General features: G+C 71.9%; 15 protein-coding genes, 1 pseudogene and 1 riboswitch. Of the genes and pseudogenes, 11 read left to right on the forward strand and 5 right to left on the reverse strand.

The window, feature by feature from the left end:
• Positions 1-923 (reverse strand): annotated as a pseudogene (locus ND747_RS29480) (hypothetical protein); the annotation flags it as partial.
• A gap of 387 nt (positions 924-1,310) precedes the next feature.
• On the opposite strand from ND747_RS29480, the gene ND747_RS22430 reads away from it, so the two are divergent.
• A complete protein-coding gene (locus ND747_RS22430) occupies positions 1,311-2,084 on the forward strand; it encodes a phosphatase PAP2 family protein (protein WP_251736112.1) in 774 nt (257 codons plus the stop codon).
• Here ND747_RS22430 and ND747_RS22435 read toward each other — a convergent pair.
• On the reverse strand, positions 2,028-3,506 hold the full coding sequence (locus ND747_RS22435; protein WP_251736114.1) for a hypothetical protein: 1,479 nt from the start codon (positions 3,504-3,506) through the stop codon (positions 2,028-2,030). The two genes, ND747_RS22430 and ND747_RS22435, sit on opposite strands and share 57 nt — an antisense overlap.
• A 727-nt stretch (positions 3,507-4,233) precedes the next feature.
• Here ND747_RS22435 and ND747_RS22440 point away from each other — a divergent pair.
• From ND747_RS22440 to ND747_RS22480, 9 genes are all read left to right on the forward strand, one after another.
• On the forward strand, positions 4,234-5,304 hold the full coding sequence (locus ND747_RS22440; protein WP_374216299.1) for a GNAT family N-acetyltransferase: 1,071 nt from the start codon (positions 4,234-4,236) through the stop codon (positions 5,302-5,304).
• The gene (folP, locus tag ND747_RS22445; protein WP_251736115.1) at positions 5,301-6,314 is read left to right on the forward strand and encodes a dihydropteroate synthase; all 1,014 of its coding nucleotides are present in this window, start codon (positions 5,301-5,303) and stop codon (positions 6,312-6,314) included. The genes ND747_RS22440 and folP overlap by 4 nt, the downstream gene beginning before the upstream one ends.
• A complete protein-coding gene (gene folB, locus ND747_RS22450) occupies positions 6,311-6,733 on the forward strand; it encodes a dihydroneopterin aldolase (RefSeq protein WP_251736117.1) in 423 nt (140 codons plus the stop codon). The genes folP and folB overlap by 4 nt, the downstream gene beginning before the upstream one ends.
• A complete protein-coding gene (folK, locus tag ND747_RS22455; RefSeq protein ID WP_251736118.1) occupies positions 6,727-7,365 on the forward strand; it encodes a 2-amino-4-hydroxy-6-hydroxymethyldihydropteridine diphosphokinase in 639 nt (212 codons plus the stop codon). Before folB ends, folK begins: the two co-directional genes overlap by 7 nt.
• A complete protein-coding gene (locus ND747_RS22460) occupies positions 7,362-7,799 on the forward strand; it encodes a DUF3180 domain-containing protein (protein ID WP_251736120.1) in 438 nt (145 codons plus the stop codon). The genes folK and ND747_RS22460 overlap by 4 nt, the downstream gene beginning before the upstream one ends.
• A gap of 822 nt (positions 7,800-8,621) precedes the next feature.
• Positions 8,622-9,038 carry a hypothetical protein gene (locus ND747_RS22465; protein WP_251736121.1) on the forward strand — a complete coding sequence of 139 codons (417 nt, stop codon included), beginning with the start codon at positions 8,622-8,624 and terminating at the stop codon, positions 9,036-9,038.
• Positions 9,039-9,565: 527 nt separating this feature from the next.
• Positions 9,566-9,970, forward strand: coding sequence for a hypothetical protein (locus ND747_RS22470; protein ID WP_251736122.1), 405 nt, complete (start codon positions 9,566-9,568; stop codon positions 9,968-9,970).
• Between the two features lie 57 nt (positions 9,971-10,027).
• Positions 10,028-12,610 (forward strand): helicase C-terminal domain-containing protein, encoded by a 2,583-nt coding sequence (locus tag ND747_RS22475; RefSeq protein ID WP_251736123.1) that lies wholly within the window; start codon positions 10,028-10,030, stop codon positions 12,608-12,610.
• 124 nt (positions 12,611-12,734) lie between these two features.
• Positions 12,735-14,411, forward strand: a complete 1,677-nt coding sequence (locus ND747_RS22480; RefSeq protein ID WP_251736124.1) for a DNA repair helicase XPB — start codon at positions 12,735-12,737, stop codon at positions 14,409-14,411.
• Between the two features lie 27 nt (positions 14,412-14,438).
• Here ND747_RS22480 and ND747_RS22485 read toward each other — a convergent pair whose 3' ends face one another.
• From ND747_RS22485 to thrC, 3 genes are all read right to left on the reverse strand, one after another.
• Entirely contained in the window at positions 14,439-15,038 is a 600-nt protein-coding gene (locus ND747_RS22485; protein WP_251736125.1) for a Uma2 family endonuclease, read from the reverse strand.
• 890 nt (positions 15,039-15,928) lie between these two features.
• Positions 15,929-17,551, reverse strand: a complete 1,623-nt coding sequence (gene groL / locus ND747_RS22490; protein WP_251736126.1) for a chaperonin GroEL — start codon at positions 17,549-17,551, stop codon at positions 15,929-15,931.
• Between the two features lie 763 nt (positions 17,552-18,314).
• On the reverse strand, positions 18,315-19,592 hold the full coding sequence (gene thrC, locus ND747_RS22495) for a threonine synthase (protein ID WP_251736128.1): 1,278 nt from the start codon (positions 19,590-19,592) through the stop codon (positions 18,315-18,317).
• Positions 19,593-19,600: 8 nt separating this feature from the next.
• Positions 19,601-19,720, reverse strand: a riboswitch (SAM riboswitch).
• A gap of 154 nt (positions 19,721-19,874) precedes the next feature.
• Between thrC and ND747_RS22500 the strand changes: the two genes are divergently transcribed.
• Positions 19,875-20,672 carry an HAD hydrolase family protein gene (locus ND747_RS22500; RefSeq protein WP_251736150.1) on the forward strand — a complete coding sequence of 266 codons (798 nt, stop codon included), beginning with the start codon at positions 19,875-19,877 and terminating at the stop codon, positions 20,670-20,672.
• The last annotated feature ends 23 nt before the right edge of the window (positions 20,673-20,695 follow it).

Consider the following 20,695-nt stretch of genomic DNA (forward strand, 5'->3'; position numbering starts at 1 on the left):
ACACCGCCGGGGGCGGGGGGCAGCCAGTGGGGGAAGGGGGGGGGGGGCAGGGGGCCTCGACCGAGCATCTCGCGGGGCACGACCCGCCGCCGTCCGTCCACCCGGGGGGCGCCTGGCCGGGTCGCGGGATGGACGGCCGTCATGTCCGGTGCGGGCGGCTCGGGATCGCGCAGCCAGGATGGCACCCGACCGGTCGCGGTGCGGGCCCGGATCGGACGTGTCCCGGGCTGGCCGAACGGCGGGGCGCTGTCGGTGGCTCCGGTGATGGCCGGTGGCGGCGCCGGGTACTGGGTGGACGGACGGTATTCGTCGAACTGGTCGTCGTACGTGGGCGGGGCTCCGCCGGGCCCGGTCGAGCGGCCAGGTCCGGCCGGCCCCATCGGCCCTGCCGCCAGCGGTCCCGCAACGCTCGGTCCCGCAGCGGCTGGCCCTGCGATCCTCGGCCCCGCGATCGATGCTCCGGCCACCGTTGGTCCGGCCACCGTTGGTCCGGCCACCGTTGGTCCGGCCACCGTTGGTCCGGCCACCGTCGGTCGCACCGGCACGGTCGGCTCGGGTCGGATGGCGAGGGGGAACTGGTCATAGAGGGGATCGAACGTACGCGTCTCCATCGGCAGCACCCCACGGCCCGAACCGTTGGCCGAGGCGACATCTCCCACCGACCAGCCCTGGCCGGCCAGGGCCGCAGCCGAGCCGTTCCACATCGAGCTGTCGACCGGTCCGCGACCGGCGGGCGGCCCGCCCGGCTCGCCGCCGTTGCTGTGCCCACCGTGGGTGGGCTGGCTGGTCACGGTCGGATACCCGGTCGGCGGATCGTCGTGGACGCCGTCGACCCGGATGGAGCCGAGGTCGTGGCGACCGTCCGTCCACGGAGCATGTGATGGCACGCCGCCCGGTGGGGTCGGTCCCTCCGCGAAGTTCAAGGGTCTCCCTCCAGCTGGTCGGCCCGGGCTGCCTGGCCGGGTGTTCTGCGCTCCGGCGCGAGCGGTCGGTCCCACGCGGCGAACACAGGCGCCAGGGCAGCGCAACCGTTCGACGCAGATGTGCGGTCCGTCGCACCGGACGGATTTGACCAGAATGACACGCGTCCAACGGGATCGCACGGACCGCCCAGCTCGAGTCGGTGGATCGAGTCCGGTCGGACCCGCCGGACGCATCCGCGATAGCCACATCCGGGGGTGGGCAGAAGGCCCACAGGAGGTGGACACCAGAGATCGGCTCCGAGGGCTCGAATCGCCGAGGCCGAGCCCGGGGAAGGCCGAACAGCTGGGAAAACCGGCGACCGGGGGGCAGCAGGCAGCGACACGACGGTGACGGAGGCGCGCGGGGCGATGCGGACGACGGCGCGGTCGGGGCCGCGGACCGGCGATCGCGCCCGGCCGTGGCCCTGGCCGGTGGGGGTGGTGGTGGCCTGCGGGCTCGGTGTGCTGCTGCTGGCCGTGGCCGTCTGGGTGCCGTGGGCGGCCTGGGTACGCCTCGACGCCGAGCTCACGGCCACGCTGGTGCGAAGCTCGGATCGCCACGACGTCCTGGCCGGCGTGCTGCGGTGGGTGAGCGTCATCTGCGCTCCCACGGTGTGGCGGGTGCTCGCGGCTGTTGCGGCCGCCGCGCTGTGGTGGCGCGCGCGGGTTTTCCGGGGGATCGGCGCCCGCGATCCAGATCTCACTCGCCGACTTGCCACCTATGTGCTGGTCACGGTGGAGATCGGGGGCCTGGTCTCCTGGGTGGGCAAGGAAGTCGTCCGCCGGCCACGACCGCTGTTCGACGATCCGGTCGCATCGGCGGCCGGGTTCGGCTTTCCGTCCGGCCACGCCTTCGGGGTGATGGTTGCGGCGATCGTGCTGCTGGTCGCCGTGCGCGCGCTGACCGGGCGGTCGGCTCGTCCGCTGTGGTGGTGCGTGGGCGCGCTGGTGGTCGCCGGCACCGGCCTCGCCCGGGTGGGGCTTGGCGTGCACTACCCGTCGGACGTCGTCGCCGGCTACCTGCTTGGTGTGGTGTGGGCGCTCGGCCTGGCCACCTGGTTGCGGTTACCGATCGCCGGGCGCCATCACCGCGCCCGGGGCGGGACGCTGGTCGACGGCTGAGCGTTGCCACTCCCGGACCATCAGCGCGACGTTGCGGACCGCACGCACCTCGCTGTGCCCCCGGGTGGCGGTGAGCAGCTGGTCCGCACGGATGGAGACGGACGCCACGGTACGTCCCCAGGAGATCTCGATGGCCTCGGTGGCCAGTGTGCAGACCCGCTCGAGCTCGAGGCGACCCTGCCGGGAGAGGGCGAGGGCCAGGTCGAGCCGGATCACCGAACGGAAGCCGGGCACCTCCATCGCGTCGAGCCTGGGCAGTGCGAGCTCCGCATGGTCTTCGGCCGCCTTCGGCCGGCCGAGCAGGCACATCGCTGTCGTTGCGTGGTAGGGCACCTCGACGGGGTGGAACGTCTCGAACGCCGGCCCCGGCCGTCCCCACTGGTCGGGGGGAATAAGATCAACCAGGTCATAGGCCTGTTCCAGGGACTGGGCCGCACCGCGGACGTCTCCCAGGGCGGCCAGGGCCCGGGCCGCCTGACAGACCAGTCGGGCCTGCACCGGACCGTCGTCGACGCAGGCCAGGCCGTCGCGGGCCAGCCGCAGGGCCTCGTCCGGACGCCCGGCGTAGAACTCGCCCACCGCGGCGATCTCGCGGGCCGATCCGCACAGTGCGCCGTCCCCGACCTGCTGGCCCACCCGGAAGCCGAGCGCGGCCAGGGAACGCGCGGTGGCGTTGTCGCCGAGCTTGAACGCCGCGTCCGCACCCAGGACGGCGACCCGCCCGGTCAGCAGGTCCCGCCGCCGGGCGTTGGGGCCGGGCACGGAACGCCGGGCCAGCCGATCGAGCCCGCGGCGCAGACGGACGGTCTGGGCCAGGATGTGCGCCGGGGGCGTCCGTTCGTGCGCGGCGATCAGATCGCCGAGCATGTCCTCGGCGCGTTCCAGGGCAAGATCCACGGGGCTCGCGGCAAGAACGTCGGAGACCTCCATGATCTGGCCCTCGGCCAGGATCGCCGTCATCATCGTGGCGCCCGCGTACCCGCCGGGCCGGGGCGGCTGCTGACTCGGCGCCCGCAGGCCGGCGGCTGCCGGCACACCGGTCGCCGCGGTCGCATCGGCTACGGATGCCGTGCTGACGGCCAGGGGCCTCGCCGGGGTGCCGGGCTTCGGCGGGGCGAAAGCGGCCTCACCGTGGTGGGCGACGGGTAGCAGCGCGGGCACGGCAAGCTCGCTGCGGCGGGCGAAGGCCGCGAAACCGAGCGCGTACGGGTGGCGGGCGGGCGCGGCGCAGGAGGGCGGGGGTGGCGGGGGTGGCTCCATCGGATAGTCCTCAGGACTGTCGTCCGGCGGGGTACGGGCCGGTGGGATGTGGACCGACTCGCCGGACGCCGATCGAACCGGGTGCGGGCCGGGACGACCGGCCGAACCCGGGATCCCGCGCTCGGGACCACGGTCCGGCGAGGATCCGTTCGACTGCGGCATGCCGCGCGTCCTTCCTTCCGACAACACCACGGTCAGCGACCGTGCCGACAAGGTAGCGGGAGGGGCGGCCCGCTGCGAGGGGTGACGCAGTAAAGGCGCACGGTGAGACCACGCGGCTGGCCCGGCCCTCCGGTCCGTCGGCGGCGGTGACGACGGTGAAGGTCAATAGTAGGAGCAGTCCTGCGTCGGAGGGTGACGATGGGGATCGCGAAAGGATCCGGCCATCGTGGCTCTTCGTGGTGTTTCTCGCGGGTTTCCCCGGCCGATCTTGACTGTGGGGCCGGGGGTTGCCATCCAGCGGCGGTGTGACTGATCCGGTCAGGGGGCGTACGGACGAACGAATGCACGGCGTGAGCAGGTCGATGGACGGAAGCCCTGTGCACCGGCGCGGGAATGTGCCTGCGCTGTTCGTCGTCGGCGCGGCGGACGGACCGGACGTCAATCCTCACGGCTCGTTCAAATCGGGACGTGTTTGGAACAATCCGGCAATAGTCTCGCAACTATGTCATTGGGTCATGCGGGCCCGGAGGTGGGAGTGTCGGTGCCAGCGATGCGACCGAGGCCGCCGGTCGACCCGCCCCGCGGGTCGGTAGCCTCGGCACAATGGCTGACGCAGCCCAGCAGGTCCTGCTGACTCGCCCGAAGCGCCGGGAGCGCGCATCCGGCGGTCGATGCAGGGTGCCCGCACACTGCGGAAAGTCCGGTCCGTGCGGGGCGTGGTGTCCGGTTGCGGCCGCTGGCCCGCGCGAGGTTGTCCACACCGGCCGTGGTGTTCCTGCTGGCCGGGGTGTTTCTGCCGGTCATGGTGTTTCTGCCGGCCGTGGTGTTCCTGCTGGCCGTGGTGTTCCTGCTGGCCGTGGTGTTCCTGCCGGTCATGGTGCCTGTGTCTGCCGAGTCGTCCATGTTCGCTGATTCCGGGTCCGGCGCCGACGGCGTGCCGGACGACCGCGGCATGACCGGGGTGGCCGACCCGCTCGTGGCACCCCGCGCCGGGCTCACCGCGGCGGACATGGCCCTTGCCCGCGAGCTCGAGGTGGTCGCGCACCGCGCCTGGCCGCCGCTGCGCGTCACTGAACTGGGCGGCTGGACGCTGCGCGCCTCGGCGGGCGCATCCCGGCGCGGTAACTCGGTGTGGGCCCATGGCGACGTGCCGGACCTGCCGGCCGCGCTCGCCGCGGTCGCCGACTTCTACACCGCGGTCGGCCTGCCCCCCACCTTCCAACAGACCCCGGTGAGCCGCCCCGGGGGGCTCACCGGGGCGCTCGACGCCGCCGGTTTCGACGACACCGGCCCCACCGACGTCTGCACCGCACGGCTGGCCGGCCTCGCCGGGCCCGGCACCATCCGCTCACCCTCGCTGCGGGTGGTGTGCGCGAGCGTGCCCGACGAGGCCTGGCTGACGGTCGCAGGGCGGGTGCTGGCCACCTTCGACACCCAGCGCGCCGGAACCCTGGCGGTGCTGGCCACGCTGCGGTTGCCCACGACCTATGTGACGGCGTCCATGGACGGGGTGCCGGTTGCCGTCGGCCGAGGGGTCGCGGACGGCCGCTGGCTGGGCATCTACAGCATGGCAACACTACCGGCGGCCCGCGGTCAGGGTGCCGCCCGCCGGGTCGTCGCCGCCCTTGCAAGCTGGGCGTCCCAGCAGGGCGCCACCCATGCCTACCTGCAGGTTGAGGAGGTCAGCACCGTGGCCAGGCGGTTGTACGCCGAGCTCGGCTTCCGACCGGTCTACCGGTACTCCTACCGGCGCGGTCCGCTTCCGGTCGCCCGTTCGTCCACCGGGGGGACCGGATGAGCGCGGACGTGGCCGAGCTGTTCCGCCCGGGCGAGCTGACCCGGGTGATGGGCGTGGTCAACGTGACGCCCGATTCGTTCTCCGACGGCGGCACGTTCCTCGACCCGATCGACGCGGTGCGGGCGGGCCTGCGGATGGTTGCCGAGGGCGCCGACCTCATTGATGTCGGTGGGGAGTCGACCCGGCCCGGCGCCCTGCGGGTGCCGGCGGCCGAGGAGATGCGCCGGGTGCTGCCGGTCGTCGCCCAGCTCGCTGCGGCGGGCGTGCGGGTCAGCGTGGACACGACCCGGGTGTCGGTGGCCGCCGCCGCGGTCGACGCCGGCGCCGTGCTGGTCAACGACGTCTCCGGCGGCCGTGACCCGGACCTGCTGGCCATGGTGGCCGACCGTGGGGTGTACTACGTCCTCATGCACGCTCGTGGGCCGAGCGCGACCATGGCCGAACAGGCCGTCTACGGCGACGTCGTGGCCGAGGTGGTCGCGGAGCTCGATATTCGGCTCGAGGCGGTCCTCGCCGCCGGGATCGCCGAAGAACGGGTGATCATCGATCCCGGGATCGGCTTCGCCAAGACGTCCGCCCACAACTGGGCACTGCTCAGCCAGCTCCACGCGTTCGCCGTCTTCGGCCGTCCCCTGCTGGTCGGGACGTCCCGTAAGTCGTTCCTCGGCACCGTGCTCGCCGACGGTCAGGCACAGCCCCGACCGAGCGACGCCCGCGACGACGCCACCCAGGCCACCACTGCCCTGCTGGCCGCCGCGGACGTGTGGGGTGTGCGGGTACACGCCGTACGTCCGGCCGCGGACGCCGTGCGGGTGGTGCGGGCCTGGAAGCGCAGTGCGCAGGCCGCCGGCCCCACCAGGCTGGCCGCGCGCGCCACCGGGATCGCCGGCGCCACCGGGATCGTTGATGCAGCTGGCCTCGCTGACAGTGCTGGCCTCGCTGACAGTGCCAGGATCGCTGACAGTGCCAGGATCGCTGATTCCGGCAGGACGGGATGGTCCCCCAGATGACCGTGGCGACGGAGCCGGCCGGCCGGTACCGGGATCGGATCACGCTGCGCGGCCTGCGGGTGCGGGGCCGCCACGGGGTGCTGTCCGCCGAACGGGAACTTGGTCAGGAGTTCGTCGTGGACGCGGTGCTCTGGCTGGACATGACCGATGCGGCGCGTGACGACGACGTCACCAGGACTGTCCACTACGGCGAGCTGGCCGAGGAACTGGCCGCGATCGTCGCCGGTCCGCCGGTGAACCTGATCGAGACGTTGGCGCACCGGCTCGTCGACACCTGCCTGCGCCCCTCCCGGGTGGTCCGGGCGGAGGTGACCGTGCACAAGCCGGCGGCGCCCATCCCGCTCGTCTTCGGCGATGTGGCCGTGACCGTCGCCCGTGACCGGTCCGAGCTCGGCGAGGGCGCGGTGACGGCATGGTGACGTCGGACGGCCACCGGCCGTGGTCCGCCGGCGGGCCGGACCACCCGGTGAACCATGCGGTGTTGGCGTTGGGCTCCAACCTCGGCGACCGCTGGGCGTTGCTGCGAGCCGCCGTGGCCAGTCTCGACGCCCGGCTCGGCGTGCTGGCCTGCTCGCCGGTGTACGAGACCGCGCCGGTCGGCGGTCCGGCCCAGGACGACTACCTCAACGCGGTCGTCCTGGTGGCCGCCGCCGGTCCGGGTGAGCTGCTGGCGGCTGCCCGTGCCGCGGAGTCGCAGGCGCACCGGATCCGGCAGGTGCGCTGGGGACCACGCACGCTCGACGTCGACGTCATCGCGCTCGGCGCGGTGCGCAGCGACGACCCCGAGATCATCATCCCGCATCCGCGGGCCCACCTGCGGGCCTTTGTCTGCGTTCCCTGGCTGGACGTCGAACCGGACGCTGTTCTGCCCGGTCATGGCCGGGTCGCCGAGCTCGTCGCCCGCATGACGCGCGACGGGGAGCTGGCCGGTCTGCGGCGCAGCTCCGGTTCGCTGCGTTCCGTCGGTGCTGCCGATCCGGCCGGTCCGACGGGCTTGGCCGGTCCGACGGGCTTGGCCGGTCCGACGGGCTTGGCCGGAACAACATTGTGAATCCGACCCGGGGGCGTGACCTGGCCGTGGTGGCCGTCGTCTTCGGGGCGCTCGCCTACCTGCTGCTGTGGTGGGCGTACCGATCGATTCCCGCGCTGCCGCGCACCGCTCCGGTGTCGGTGGTCGTCATCGGGGCGCTGGAGCTGCAGATCGCCGGGCATACCCGGCGCCGGTTGGAGGGTCGTCCGGGGACGCGACCGATCCTGCCGTTGACGGTTGCCCGGTTCGCCGCGTTCGCAAAGGCCAGTTCCGTGGCTGCGGCTGCGCTCGCCGGAGGTTGGGCCGGGACGCTCGGCTACACCATTCCCCGCACGGACGAGTTCGGGACCGCGGCCAGCGACGCGATCACGGCCGGCCTGGGCCTGGCGGCGGCCGTGGTTCTGCTGGCCGGCGGGCTGGTCCTGGAGCGGGTCTGTCGGGTCCACCGGAAATAGCTCCGGTCGCCTGGTTGTTGCGCCGCTCTGGTGGCCTGTCGTGCTGTCGGCCAGGTGTCAGTGGCCGGTCCCCTGGGCCTTCAGCTGCTCCAATTGAGAGTGCGGACGGGCTGTTGGTCGGAGCTGTCACTGGTCTGAGCGGGGTCGTCGCAGCTGGCGGCGCTCGCTGCGGTGCCGGATACGGTGCTTGTTCGGGCTGGTGTCGGGCTGTCGAGGCGGAAGGTGCGGGCGGTGGTCGCTGAGGGTCGGGACCGCGGCGTCGCGGAGAACCATCCGTCTGGCTCGGGCCGACGGCGCCAGACCTTCCGTGCGGTGGCGTTCGGCAATCCGACCGCGGGCGGCGCGGGCGTCATCCGTGCCGCTCCCGTGACGGAGCGTTCCGCCCTCGCCCCGACTGCCTGGCCGCAGAGTCCGGATTCGGGCTCTGTCCCGGTGGCTGAGAGCCAAGCCCCAGCCCCGACGCCGGGCCCGGGCATCCCGCGCCGCCGCGGTGGTCCAGCCGCCCCGGCCGACCGAGGTGGCTCAGCGGACCGGGGTGGCTCAGCGGACCGGGGTGGCCAGGTCGACCCAGGCAGCCCGGTCGTATCGGGTAGCCCGGTTGTATCGGGTAGCCAGGGTCACACAATCAATCCGGCGAATCGGACCGGGGTGCCGCGCCCGGCTTCGGCGGACAAACCTGATGCGGTCCGTTCCACGGTGCTTACCAATGCGTCGCGCCCGAGGAGAGCACCGGACATTCGTCCGGAGCGTGCCGCCGGCCCGGCCGGAAACCGGATGACGCCATCGGCGTCACAGCGTGATTATCGGCTGGAGCCGTCATCGGTGGGACGCGGATATACCGGCCTGCTGGACAGTGTCAGTTCCACCGGCCTACAGCCCGCCCTGGCGGACGTCCCGTCCAAGCGGCCCGTCCCGTCCGAGCGGCCCATCCCGTCCGAGCGGCCCGTCCGGCCGGCCGGATCCGCTTCGCAGGCAGGGCGCGTGCCGCCCGGCGCGCTGGCGGCCACGTCCGCCACGTCGAGTGGCGATCGCAGTGCTGCGTGGACGGGGTCAGCTGCGGCGCGCCGGATGGCTCTGCTGGTGCTGGAGGCCGCGGTCGTGGTCATCGTCCTGCTCATTGGGGTGTCCCTGGGACGGACACTGGCGCTGCCCGGCGATGCCGGGCCGCTGGCCCGGCTCGCCGACTGGGGTCGGGCGAACCACCTGTCCTTTGTCGTCAACCGGGTCGACCGCTCCTGAGCGGTGGCCGGTCCGATCGGGGGGCCCGAAAGGGGGGCTTGGTCCGGCGGACGGCGGCGGACGTCCGCCAACGGCGGCAGCCGCGGCGATGGGAGCGCAGGGCGAGGTCTGTTGTCGTCTGTTGTTGTAATTGTTGTCTTATGGTCACCGATGCGGGCGGTTGAGGCGCTATTCGCCGAGTAGGAGGGTCGAGGGGGCGGTGGCGCTTCGAGGTGGGTGTGGTCCGCCATGTGGGCCATGTCAAAAATGGTCCGTTCTGGTGGCCCGGATCCCTTGCCTGAAGGCGCCTTCGGCGTGTCAAATCGGTATTGGCAGGTCTGTCGTATTCCGTCGACCTCGTCTGGCGAGCTCGTCTGGCGAGCTCGTCTGGCGAGCTCCGCGATCCCGACCTGCCAGAAGGCATCCAGGGAGGCCATGTGCGTCCGAGACCGGTAGCTGCCCCCGAGGTCCCGCTGACTGGTGACGCTGGCTTCGGCTCCTCGCTACGGCGTGGGCTGGGGCCCGGTTCGGCGGGATCATCCCGCCTCGTGTCCGTGGCTGCCGAGGTCACCGACGGGCCGGGCCGTCCGGCCACCGAGGCCGAGGCAAGTGCGATCACCGCCGCGCTGGTGGACAGTCCGCTGGTCCCGCCTGGCGAGTTGCGGGTCAGCGGGATTCGTACGTCCACGGGCGCGCCGGACTGGGCCTTCGCTGTCCTGCGGGTCCCCGACGGGCGTGATCCGTCCATCGCCGTGCTGCGCTGGGATGTCAGCTCCGGCTGGGTGCTAGACCAGGTCGGTATCGCCCGGCTGGGCTGTGCGGTGGGTGGCGGTCCGGTGGCGGGGCGGCGTCCCGAGCTGACGGTCGTCCCGCCGACCGGCCGTTCCTCTGGGGTCCCCCGGGCGCACCGGGAGGCCGCCGGCACTGCCCGTGGCGTGGCGCGGCAGGGCTAACCCGCGACGGCGCTTCGTCGCCTGCGGCGGGCGCCAGCTACCGTCATGAGAGTGACGATGCCGGCTGACGAGGCGCAGGACGAGTCCGTGACCCTGGCGGACTGGCTTCGTGCGCAGCCGGATGAGGTGATCATCCGCCTGCTCCTGCTGCGCCCCGACCTTGCTACTCCGCCGCCGCCGGACTTCGCCGTCCTGGCCGCGCGGATGGAGGTCAGAGTCAGCGTCACCCGGGTGGTGGACCGGCTCGACACCTTCGTCCACGAGGTGCTCCAGGCCCTCACCGTGCTGCCCGCCGGCGTGTCGCTGGCAGAACTGGTCGCGTTCACCGGGCTGCGCGAGGCGGCCTCGGCGGTGCGGCGGCTACGTGAACTCGGCCTGGCCTGGGGCGACGACACGGCGTTGCGGATCGTCGGGATGGCCGTCGACCTGGTCGGCGAGCGGCCACTCGGGCTCGGTCGGCCGGTCCGGCAGTGTCTGTCGAACTACCGGAACGCGCAGCTGAACCGGCTGGCAGCCGCGCTCGGGGGCACCCCGAGCCAGCACTCCGGTGCTGACATCGGTTCCGCCCGATCGACCGGGTCCACCGCGTCCGACCCGGCTGAGCCGGGCGGGCGGGGCTGGGGTGGTCCGGGTGGGCGTCCCGACCTGGTCAGCGTCGTCGGCGCGCTGTTCGACGATCCCGCGCGGATTCAGGGGTGGCTTGACAGCTGCTCCCCGCGGGCCCGTGAGCTGCTGGAGCGACTGGCCACCGAATCGTCGCTCGGCAGCACCACCGCGGCGCACCGGGTGCTTCCCGTCGAGCAGGCCAGCACGCCGATCGAGGAGCTGCTGGCCCGCGGGCTCATCGTCGGGATCGACGACGAGAAGGTCGAGCTGCCCCGCGAGGTCGGCCTGGTGGTGCGCGGCGAGGCACCGGCCGGTCCCCTGCATCCCCGGCCGCCCGCGATCGAGGGCACCGAGGTCGGCGCGGCCGGCGTGGACGGCGCCGCGGCCCTCACCGCGCAGACAGTGGTCCGCTGGGTCACGACGGTGGTCGACGCCTGGGGGGAGACGCCGCTGACCCCGCTGCGGACCGGCGGGCTCAGCGTGCGCGACCTGCGTGCCACCGCCCGCCTGCTCGACTCCGACGAGCGCGTCGCCGCCTTCGTCGTCGAACTGGCCTGGGCCGCGGGGCTCGTCGACGCGACCACCGGCAACGACGTCCAGTTCATGCCGACGGCAGCCTACGACCGCTGGGGCACCGAGGCGATCGAGGTCCGGTGGGCGATGCTGGCCGACAGCTGGTTGCGCGCCCCGGTCGCCGCCTGGCTGATCGGTGAGCGCGACGAACGGGGTCGTCAGATCGCCGCCCTGTCGCCGGACGTGCGCCGCGGCGTCGCCCGGGAGCTACGGGCCGACGTGCTGCGCGCGCTCGGTGCCGCGCCGCCGGCGGTGGCGCCGAGCGCCGCGTCGCTGCGGGCCCTGCTTGCCTGGCGGGCACCTCGGCGCACCGGCACGTTCCTGGACCGGATGATCGAGAGCACGGTGGCCGACGCCGAGCTGCTCGGCCTCACCGGTCGAGGCTCGCCCAGCACGGTCGGGCGGGTGGTCATCGAACAGCTCGAGGCGGAGCTGGCCGATCCCGCCCGCACTCCACTCGCACCGGGACGGCCCGCCGCCGGCGCCACCGACCTGTGCGCACGGCTCGCGGACGCGCTCGGTCCGCTGCTACCCGAGCCGGTGGAGGAACTGCTGCTGCAGGCCGACCTGACGGCCGTCGCCCCGGGGCCGCTGGTGCCCCGGGTCGCCGCCCGGCTGGCCCGGATGGCGGACGTCGAGTCCACCGGAGCGGCCACCGTCTACCGGTTCACCGAGGACTCGCTGCGCCGGGCGTTCGACTCGGGGCTGACCGCCGAGGACCTGCACGACGACCTCGCCCGCTGGGGCCGCACCGGCATCCCGCAGGGACTCACCTATCTGATCGACGACACCGCCCGCCGGCACGGCCGGATGCGGGCCGGTCCGGCCGCGAGCTACCTGCGCTGTGACGACACCGCCCTGCTCGCCGAGGTGGTCGCCAGCCGGGGGACGCAGGCCCTGGGCCTGCGCCGGATCGCGCCGACCATCGTCATCTCGTCGCTGCCGGTGAACGAGCTGCTGGCCGGCCTACGCGCCGCCGGGTACGCGCCGGTCGCCGAGGCGCCTGACGGCCGGGTGCTGCTCAGCCGCCCCACCACTCACCGGACCCCGGCCCGCGCCCGCCCCACCTCGGGCGATGTCGCCGACAGCCGGCTTGCCCAGGCCCGTGACGTGTTGCGGCTGGTGCGTCGCGGCGATGACAGCGCACGCACCCTGCGGGCGGCCAGATCCACCGACATCGCCGGGTTCGGGCTCACCCGCTCCGCGCCGCTCATCCTGACGATGCTGCAGAACGCCGTGCGGGAGAAGCAGCGGATCCTGCTGGGCTACGTCGACCAGCAGGGCACCCCCCGCGACCGGATCGTGCGGCCCACCGCCCTGGACGGCGGCTGGCTCACCGCCTGGGACGAACTCACCGACCAGCCGCGCCGGTTCGCGCTGCATCGGGTCACCGGCATCGCCGAACTGGGTCGCCCGGGTGGTGTCCCACCCGCCCGGGCGGATTCGGACGCACCGCACTGAGCCAACCTGTCGGAGGCCGCCTGTACCGTCGGAGAAGGTCGATGGGCGTCGGCGGTGACCGCGGGCGTCCAAGGAGGCCGCCGGGCGAGTGTGGCCGGGCGGTGCAGCGAGAGGGTGGTGGCGAGTGGCGGACGGCCCTCTGATCGTTCAGTCGGACAAGACCCTCCTGCTGGAGGTCGATCATCCCGGCTCGGCGGAGGCCCGGGCAGCCATTGCTCCGTTCGCCGAGCTGGAGCGCTCCCCGGAGCATGTGCACACCTACCGGATCACGCCGCTGGCGCTGTGGAACGCCCGCGCCGCCGGGCACGATGCCGAGCAGGTCGTCGACGCGCTCGTCCGGCACTCCCGGTATGCGGTCCCGCATGCGCTGCTGGTGGATGTCGCCGACACGATGGACCGTTACGGTCGGCTCCGCCTGGAGAAGGATCTGGTCCACGGCCTGGTCCTGCGGGCGCTCGACCGCGCGGTGCTCGTCGAGGTGGCCCGGGCCAAGCGGGTCATCCCGATGCTCGGTCAGCGCATCGACGACGACACCATCGCCGTGCACCCGTCCGAGCGCGGCCGGCTCAAGCAGGCACTGCTCAAGCTCGGCTGGCCGGCGGAGGACCTCGCCGGCTACGTCGACGGCGAGAAGCACTCGATCGCGCTGGTGGAGGACGGCTGGCAGCTGCGTGACTACCAGCAGGGCGCGGTCGCAGGTTTCTGGGAGGGCGGGTCCGGCGTCGTCGTGCTGCCCGCCGGTGCCGGCAAGACCATCGTCGGCGCCGCGGCGATGGCCCAGGCCGGCGCCACCACGCTCATCCTGGTGACGAACACGGTGGCCGGTCGGCAGTGGCGGCACGAGCTGCTGCGCCGCACGACCCTGACCGAGGACGAGATCGGCGAGTACTCCGGCGAGCGCAAGGAGATCCGCCCGGTCACCATCGCCACCTACCAGGTCATGACGGCTCGTCGCAAGGGCGAGTACCTGCACCTGGATCTGTTCGGCGCCCGTGACTGGGGTCTGATCATCTACGACGAGGTGCATTTGCTGCCGGCCCCGGTGTTCCGGATGACCGCCGACCTGCAGTCCCGCCGCCGGCTCGGCCTCACCGCCACCCTGGTCCGCGAGGATGGCCGGGAGGGCGACGTGTTCTCCCTGATCGGCCCGAAACGCTACGACGCCCCGTGGCGGGAGATCGAGGCGCAGGGCTGGATCGCCCCTGCCGAGTGCACCGAGGTGCGGGTCACCCTCACCGACGACGAGCGGATGGCCTACGCCGTCGCCGAGCCGGAGGAGCGGTACCGGATGTGCGCGACCGCCGCCAGCAAACGGGCGGTCGTGCGGCGCCTCGTCGAGCGGCACGCCGACGACCGGGTGCTGGTGATCGGCGCGTACCTCGACCAGCTCGACGAACTCGGCCGGATGCTGGATGCTCCGGTCATCCAGGGCTCCACCCGCAACCGGGAGCGCGAGCGTCTGTTCGAGGCGTTCCGCACCGGGGAGATCACCACCCTGGTCGTCTCCAAGGTCGCCAACGTCTCCATCGACCTGCCCGAGGCTGGCGTGGCCGTACAGGTGTCGGGCACGTTCGGGTCCCGCCAGGAGGAGGCGCAGCGCCTGGGCCGGGTGCTGCGGCCCAAGGCCGATGGTCGCAGCGCGCACTTCTACACGGTCGTCTCCCGCGACACTCTTGACCAGGAGTACGCCGCGCACCGGCAGCGCTTCCTCGCCGAGCAGGGCTACGCCTACACGATCGTCGACGCCGACGACATCCCCGACGAGCTCGACAGCCCCGACGAGCTGGGCAGCCCCGAGTAGCTCTGCGCCGGCTGGTCGGCCCGCCGGCTAGTCGGCGTCGGGTGGGTCGATCAGTTCGGCCGTGCGCACCGTCACCGGGAAGGGCCGGACGGTGCGAAACGTGGCATCCGGCCCGGTCACGCTGGTGGGGACGTAGGCGCCGGCGACCAGCTCGAACGCCGTGAGCGTCATCGTGTCCGGGTCGACGAGCCAGCAGGCCGGCACGCCCCACTCCCGGTACAGATCGAGCTTGATGGTCCGGTCGTAGCGTCTGGTGCTCGCATCGGCGACCTCGACGACCAGAAACGGCGTCTCCTGGAGCGGCCGGCTGTCCGCCGGAGCCGGACTCGAGGTGACCACCACGTCCGGCACCAGCAGACAGCGCGATGACACCTGCATGCCCACCCCGGCCGTCAGCACCTGCGCGCCGGAGGTCGTCGCATCGGTCAGCAACCGGGCCAGCCGGCTGGTCACCCGGGCACGCAGTGGCGTGGGCCAGGGGCGCACGACGCACAGGCCGTCGATCAGCTCCACGCGGGCATCGTCACCGCTTGCCACGAGATCGGCGACGGTGACCGGTGGGGCGGGGACCGTCACTGACGGACGGCGGACACGGGACTGCGCACTGGCCTGGACCACGCTATCCATCGTGCCGCGCGGATCACCACGTGTCGAAACCGCCAGGCTAATTGTCCGTGTCGCGCAATTCGTCGACTTTAAATGATCAGTCGACGGCAAATTGTCGATAAGAAGTGACATGAAACTCTTGCGGCAGCCTCCTACTCCTTGGTAACTTGCTCTCCGCTACAGGAGATCGGGATTTCACCGACAGAAGGCCGTCTCGGGGAGTGCCTCCCGGCGTCCGCTCCGTCCCGGGCGTTCGCCTGCTCCCAGGCCGCGGTCGCGGTGGTCCGCCTGCGTGGAACCTCCCGTCCACTCAGGCGGGCCCTCCTCCGGCCCAGTCCCATGGCGCCCATGCCTCCTGACACCTGCTGGGGCCGCTCGTTCCTTGCTGGCCCAGGCATGCCGTCTCCTTCGCGGGCCTCAGGCTTCTTCCTCGGTCGGCTGCCGCCACCCCCTGGAAAGGTGCCTTCCTGCTGGTTCCCGCCGGCTCTGCGCGCGGGCCCCCTGGGCGGCTCGCCTGCTCTCCGTCCGGCCCAGCCGAGCCGCCCGTCGGGGGGCCCGTCGACGGTCCCGCACCGGGTGCTGGTGAATGCCTGGCCGGGTTGCGCTGCCATGGTCCGTGCTGGTCCGGGTTTGTCCACCCCGTCTGGGGGAGCGGTCCAGGGTTCGCCTGTACCGGGGTGACGAATACCTCTTTCTGGGATTGTTGCAGCGATTGAGTCGGATCGAAGGATCGGGTACAGAAACGACGAAAGGCGACGCCGCGTGGGAGCGGAGCCGCCTTTCGTCGTTACCATTCGTGCTGAATCGGAGCGGTACGGGTGGTGCGCCGCCCCGCTCCGGTGCGGCCGACCCGGCCGGGTCGGCCGGGGCAGCCAGTGTTACCGAGGTGACGTTCCGAGACTGGAGGAGTCTCAGAAGTCCATGTCGCCGCCGCCGCCGGGGACGGCGGGGGCCGGGTTCTTCTCCGGCTTGTCGGCGATGACGGCCTCGGTGGTGAGGAACAGGCCGGCGATCGACGCGGCGTTCTGCAGCGCCGAGCGGGTGACCTTGGCCGGGTCGATGATGCCGGTGGCGATCAGGTCGACGTACTCGCCGGTGGCGGCGTTGAGGCCGTGGCCGGTGGGCAGGTTGCGGACCTTCTCGACCACGACGCCACCCTCGAGACCGCTGTTGAAGGCGATCTGCTTGATGGGGGCTTCCAGGGCGAGGCGGACGATGTTGGCGCCGGTGGCCTCGTCGCCGGAGAGGTCGAGCTTCTCGAAGGCGGTGATCGAGGCCTGCAGGAGCGCCACGCCACCGCCGGCGACGATGCCCTCCTCGACGGCGGCCTTGGCGTTGGAGACCGCGTCCTCGATGCGGTGCTTCTTCTCCTTGAGCTCGACCTCGGTGGCCGCGCCGACCTTGATGACGGCCACGCCGCCGGCCAGCTTGGCGAGGCGCTCCTGGAGCTTCTCGCGGTCGTAGTCCGAGTCGGACTTCTCGATCTCGTTGCGGATCTGGCTGACCCGACCGGCGATCTGGTCGGGGTCGCCCGCACCCTCGACGACGGTGGTCTCGTCCTTGGTGACGACGATCTTCCGCGCGCGGCCGAGCAGGTCGAGCGAGGTGCTCTCCAGCTTGAGGCCGACGTCCTCGGAGATGACCTGGCCACCGGTGAGGATCGCGATGTCACCGAGGATCGCCTTGCGGCGGTCGCCGAAGCCGGGGGCCTTGACCGCGACGCTCTTGAAGGTGCCGCGGATCTTGTTGACGACGAGCGTGGCCAGGGCCTCGCCCTCGACGTCCTCGGAGATGATGACCAGCGGCTTCGAGGTCTGCATGACCTTCTCCAGCAGCGGGAGAACGTCCTTGACCGCGGAGATCTTGCTGTTGACGATCAGGATGTACGGGTCGTCGAGGACGGCTTCCTGACGGTCGGCGTCGGTGACGAAGTACGGCGAGATGTAGCCCTTGTCGAAGCGCATGCCCTCGGTGAGCTCAAGCTCGAGACCGAAGGTGTTGCTCTCCTCGACGGTGACCACACCCTCCTTGCCGACCTTGTCCAGCGCCTCGGCGATGAGCCCGCCGATCGCCGGGTCGCCGGCCGAGATGGAGGCGGTGGAGGCGATCTGCTCCTTGGTCTCCACCTCCTTGGCCTGCTTGGACAGCTCCTCGGAGACGCGCTCGACCGCGACCTCGATGCCCTTCTTCAGGCCGAGGGGGTTGGCGCCGGCGGCCACGTTGCGCAGACCCTCGCGGACCAGCGCCTGGGCCAGGATGGTCGCGGTGGTGGTGCCGTCACCCGCGACGTCGTTGGTCTTCTTCGCGACTTCCTTGACGAGCTCCGCGCCGATCTTCTCGTACGGGTCCTCGAGCTCGATCTCCTTGGCGATGGAGACACCGTCGTTGGTGATCGTGGGGACGCCCCACTTCTTCTCCAACACGACATTGCGACCCTTGGGGCCGAGCGTGACCTTCACGGCGTCGGCCAGCTGGTTCATGCCGCGCTCCAGGCCGCGCCGAGCCTCCTCGTCGAAGGCAATGATCTTCGGCATGGTTTCTGGGTCCTCCCAGTGGGATGGCAGGTTCGATGGCCTGGCCACAACGACGCCCGCGACGGACGGCTCCCACCAGCTCCGGCCCGGTGCCGAAAACCACCATGACGACCGGGAGGACTGGGTAGCCTCGCCGTTTCAGCCTTGGCACTCCCTGCATGAGAGTGCCAGCTCATGTTTAGCACTCGACTAGTGAGAGTGCAAGCGCGTGCCGGTCGGCGCGCCCGCGTCCGCCGGCTGTTCTCGCCCCCGCACCGCCCCGCAACCGGCCGTGCCACCGCTCGTTCCCTGCTGTTCCCGCCGCTGTCCGCCCCGCATCCCGCATCCCGCCACCCTCGATGCTCCGTGCCCTGGCCCCTGTGCTCCCGACGGACCCCTGCTCCCGACGCACGTCGTGCGTCCGCCCTCGGACCGTCGCTGTCCTCTGTGCGGGACGAAACGAACGGACACCGAGCCCTGTAGAAGAGACGGCGAGCCGCTCAGTCATGCAGGCAGGCGACATTGCGGACCTTTTTCGGACCGGGCGCCGGCATGACCGATTGCATCGTGTGTTCAGATGTCCACTCCATGTTCCATTCGCTTCGAAAAGCTTCCGCGTGACGACACTCGGTATCGATGGGCCGATGTCGGGCACCGAGAGTCGCGGGCGACAGGAACTGATAGTGGCCGGAGTAGTCGGCGCCGGGTCGACACCGGACGGGTCGATGCCGGACGGGTCGATGCTGGACCGGCGGACCGGTGGTTTGCGGGAGGGGGATCGGCGTCAGTCGTCGCCGAGGCCGGCGGCTTCGAAGGCACGCAGGGAGGGCTTGATGGTGGCGGTGGGGCCGCCGGTCTCGACCAGGGGATCGAGGGTCTTCAGGCCGTCACCGGTGTTGTAGATGACGGTCTCGGCCTCGGGATCGAGCAGGCCCTCGCGCAGCAGGCGGCGCAGGGTCGCCACGGTGACACCGCCGGCGGTCTCGCCGAAGATCCCCTCGGTGCGGGCGAGCAGACGCATCCCCTCAAGGATCTCGGGGTCGGTGACGTCGGTGATGGCGCCGCCGGTGCGGCGGGCGACGTCCAGGGCGTAGGGGCCGTCGGCGGGGTTGCCGATCGACAGTGACTTGGCGATCGTCGACGGACGGACGGGGGCGACGGTGTCGACCCCGCGGGTGAAGGCGGCGGCGACGGGGTTGCAGCCGGCGGCCTGGGCGCCGAAGACCCGGTAGGGGGTCGGTTCGACCAGGCCGAGCTTGCCGAGCTCACCGAAGGCCTTGTCGACCTTGGTCAACAGCGAGCCGGACGCGATCGGCACGACGACCTGCTGAGGGAGCCGCCAGCCGAGCTGCTCGGCCACCTCGTAGCCGAGCGTCTTGGAGCCCTCGGCGTAGAACGGGCGCACGTTGACGTTGACGAACGCCCATTCGTATTCACCGGCCAGTTCGCTGCACAGCCGGTTGACGTCGTCATAGGTGCCCTGGATGGCGACCAGGGTGCCGCCGTAGACGCCGGTGGAGACGGTCTTGCCGGCCTCGAGGTCGTGCGGGACGAGCACGACCGAGCGCAGCCCGGCGCTGGCGGCGTGCGCGGCCACGGACTGGGCGAGGTTGCCGGTGGAGGCGCAGGCCACCGTGGTGAAGCCGAGCTCGCGGGCGGCGGACAGGGCAACCGAGACGACCCGGTCCTTGAACGAGTGGGTCGGGTTGGCGCTGTCGTCCTTGACGTGGAGCGTCTTCATCCCGAGTTCGGCGGCCAGGCGCGGGGCGGGGCGCAGAGGCGTCCACCCGGCGCCGAGAGAGACCCGGCGGGCCGGGTCGTGGCCGGCGGGCAGCAGCCCGACGTAACGCCACAGGTTGTGCGGGCCAGCCTCGATCGACTCGCGGGTGACCCGGCGCAGCAGGTCGGGATCGTAGGAGATCTCCAGCGGGGCGAAGCATTCGATGCACACGTGCGTGGGCGACAGCGGATAGGTGGCTCCGCAGTGGCGACAGGACAGCCCGACGGCGGGATTCGCGACGTCAAGGGCGGAAGCGGCGGCACGCTCGGGTGCGAGAGTCATGGAGGAGCTCCTCATCTTTCCCGCGGCAACCTGCCACAGGTCGGAATTAGCACCTGCCGCGCACGCACAGCGTGCGGGTGGTTGCCGGGGCTTCGCCGGGCCGTTCCCTCTGCCCCTCTGGATGAGCCAGATGAAGTTGTCTGTCCGTACTGTAGACCGTGTGCGGGAGATCGTGCACCGATGTTTCCTGGTTCACGGTCGGGCGCCGCGCCGGTCAGCGTGCCACAGAAGGCCAGCCACGGGCCATCCGCAGACCGTCCGCAGACCAGGGAGTACATGACAGTGAGTGTTCGCGTCGTCTACACCGATCTTGACGGCACGATGGTCGGGCCCAGGGGTTGCTTCTTCCTCGCCGAAGGGGGGGAGGCGACCCTGGAGCCGGCCCGGGCGCTCACCGAGCTGCACGCCGCCGGCATCCTGTTGGTGCTGGTGAGTGGACGGACGCGACCGCAGCTGGTCGAGGCGGCGCAGATCTTCGGCGCGGACGGGTTCATCGGCGAACTCGGCGCGATCGTCGGCTGGAACCACGGGCGGGACAGTGCGGTTCTGCGCGGCGCGATGCCACCCGAATGCGAGCAGGTTCCCCCGGCTCTGTTGGACCGGCTGATCGAACGCCATCCCAGGCAGCTGGAACTGCACACGCCCTGGCATGCCGGGCGGGAGATCGACGTGATGCTGCGTGGGCGGATCGAGGTCGCCGAGGTCGACGCGTGGCTGGTCGAGATCGGATTCGGCTGGCTGAGCATGCGCGACAACGGGCTGATCGCGCCGTCGCACATGCCGCACCTCGGCGGCCAGCCGCACGTCTACCACCTGGTGCCCGACGGTGTGGGCAAGGGCGACGCGGTGGCCTACGACCTGCGGCGGCGCGGGCTGTCCCCGGCCGAGGCGATCGCGATCGGCGACTCGGCGAGCGACCTGGAGATGGCCGCGCACGTCGGGCAGATGCACCTGGTCGCGAACGCGCTGCGCCATCCGCACATCAAGGAGCTGCTACCGAAGTACGACAACGTCGTCATCGAGGACGGCTCGGTCGGCGCCGGCTGGGCCAGCGCGGTACGCCAGGCCCTGGCCAGCTGAAGGAGAGCTGGTCGGGCGGTGCT

Source organism: Frankia sp. R82 (genome assembly GCF_023716925.1).
Classification (GTDB): Bacteria; Actinomycetota; Actinomycetes; order Frankiales; family Frankiaceae; genus Frankia.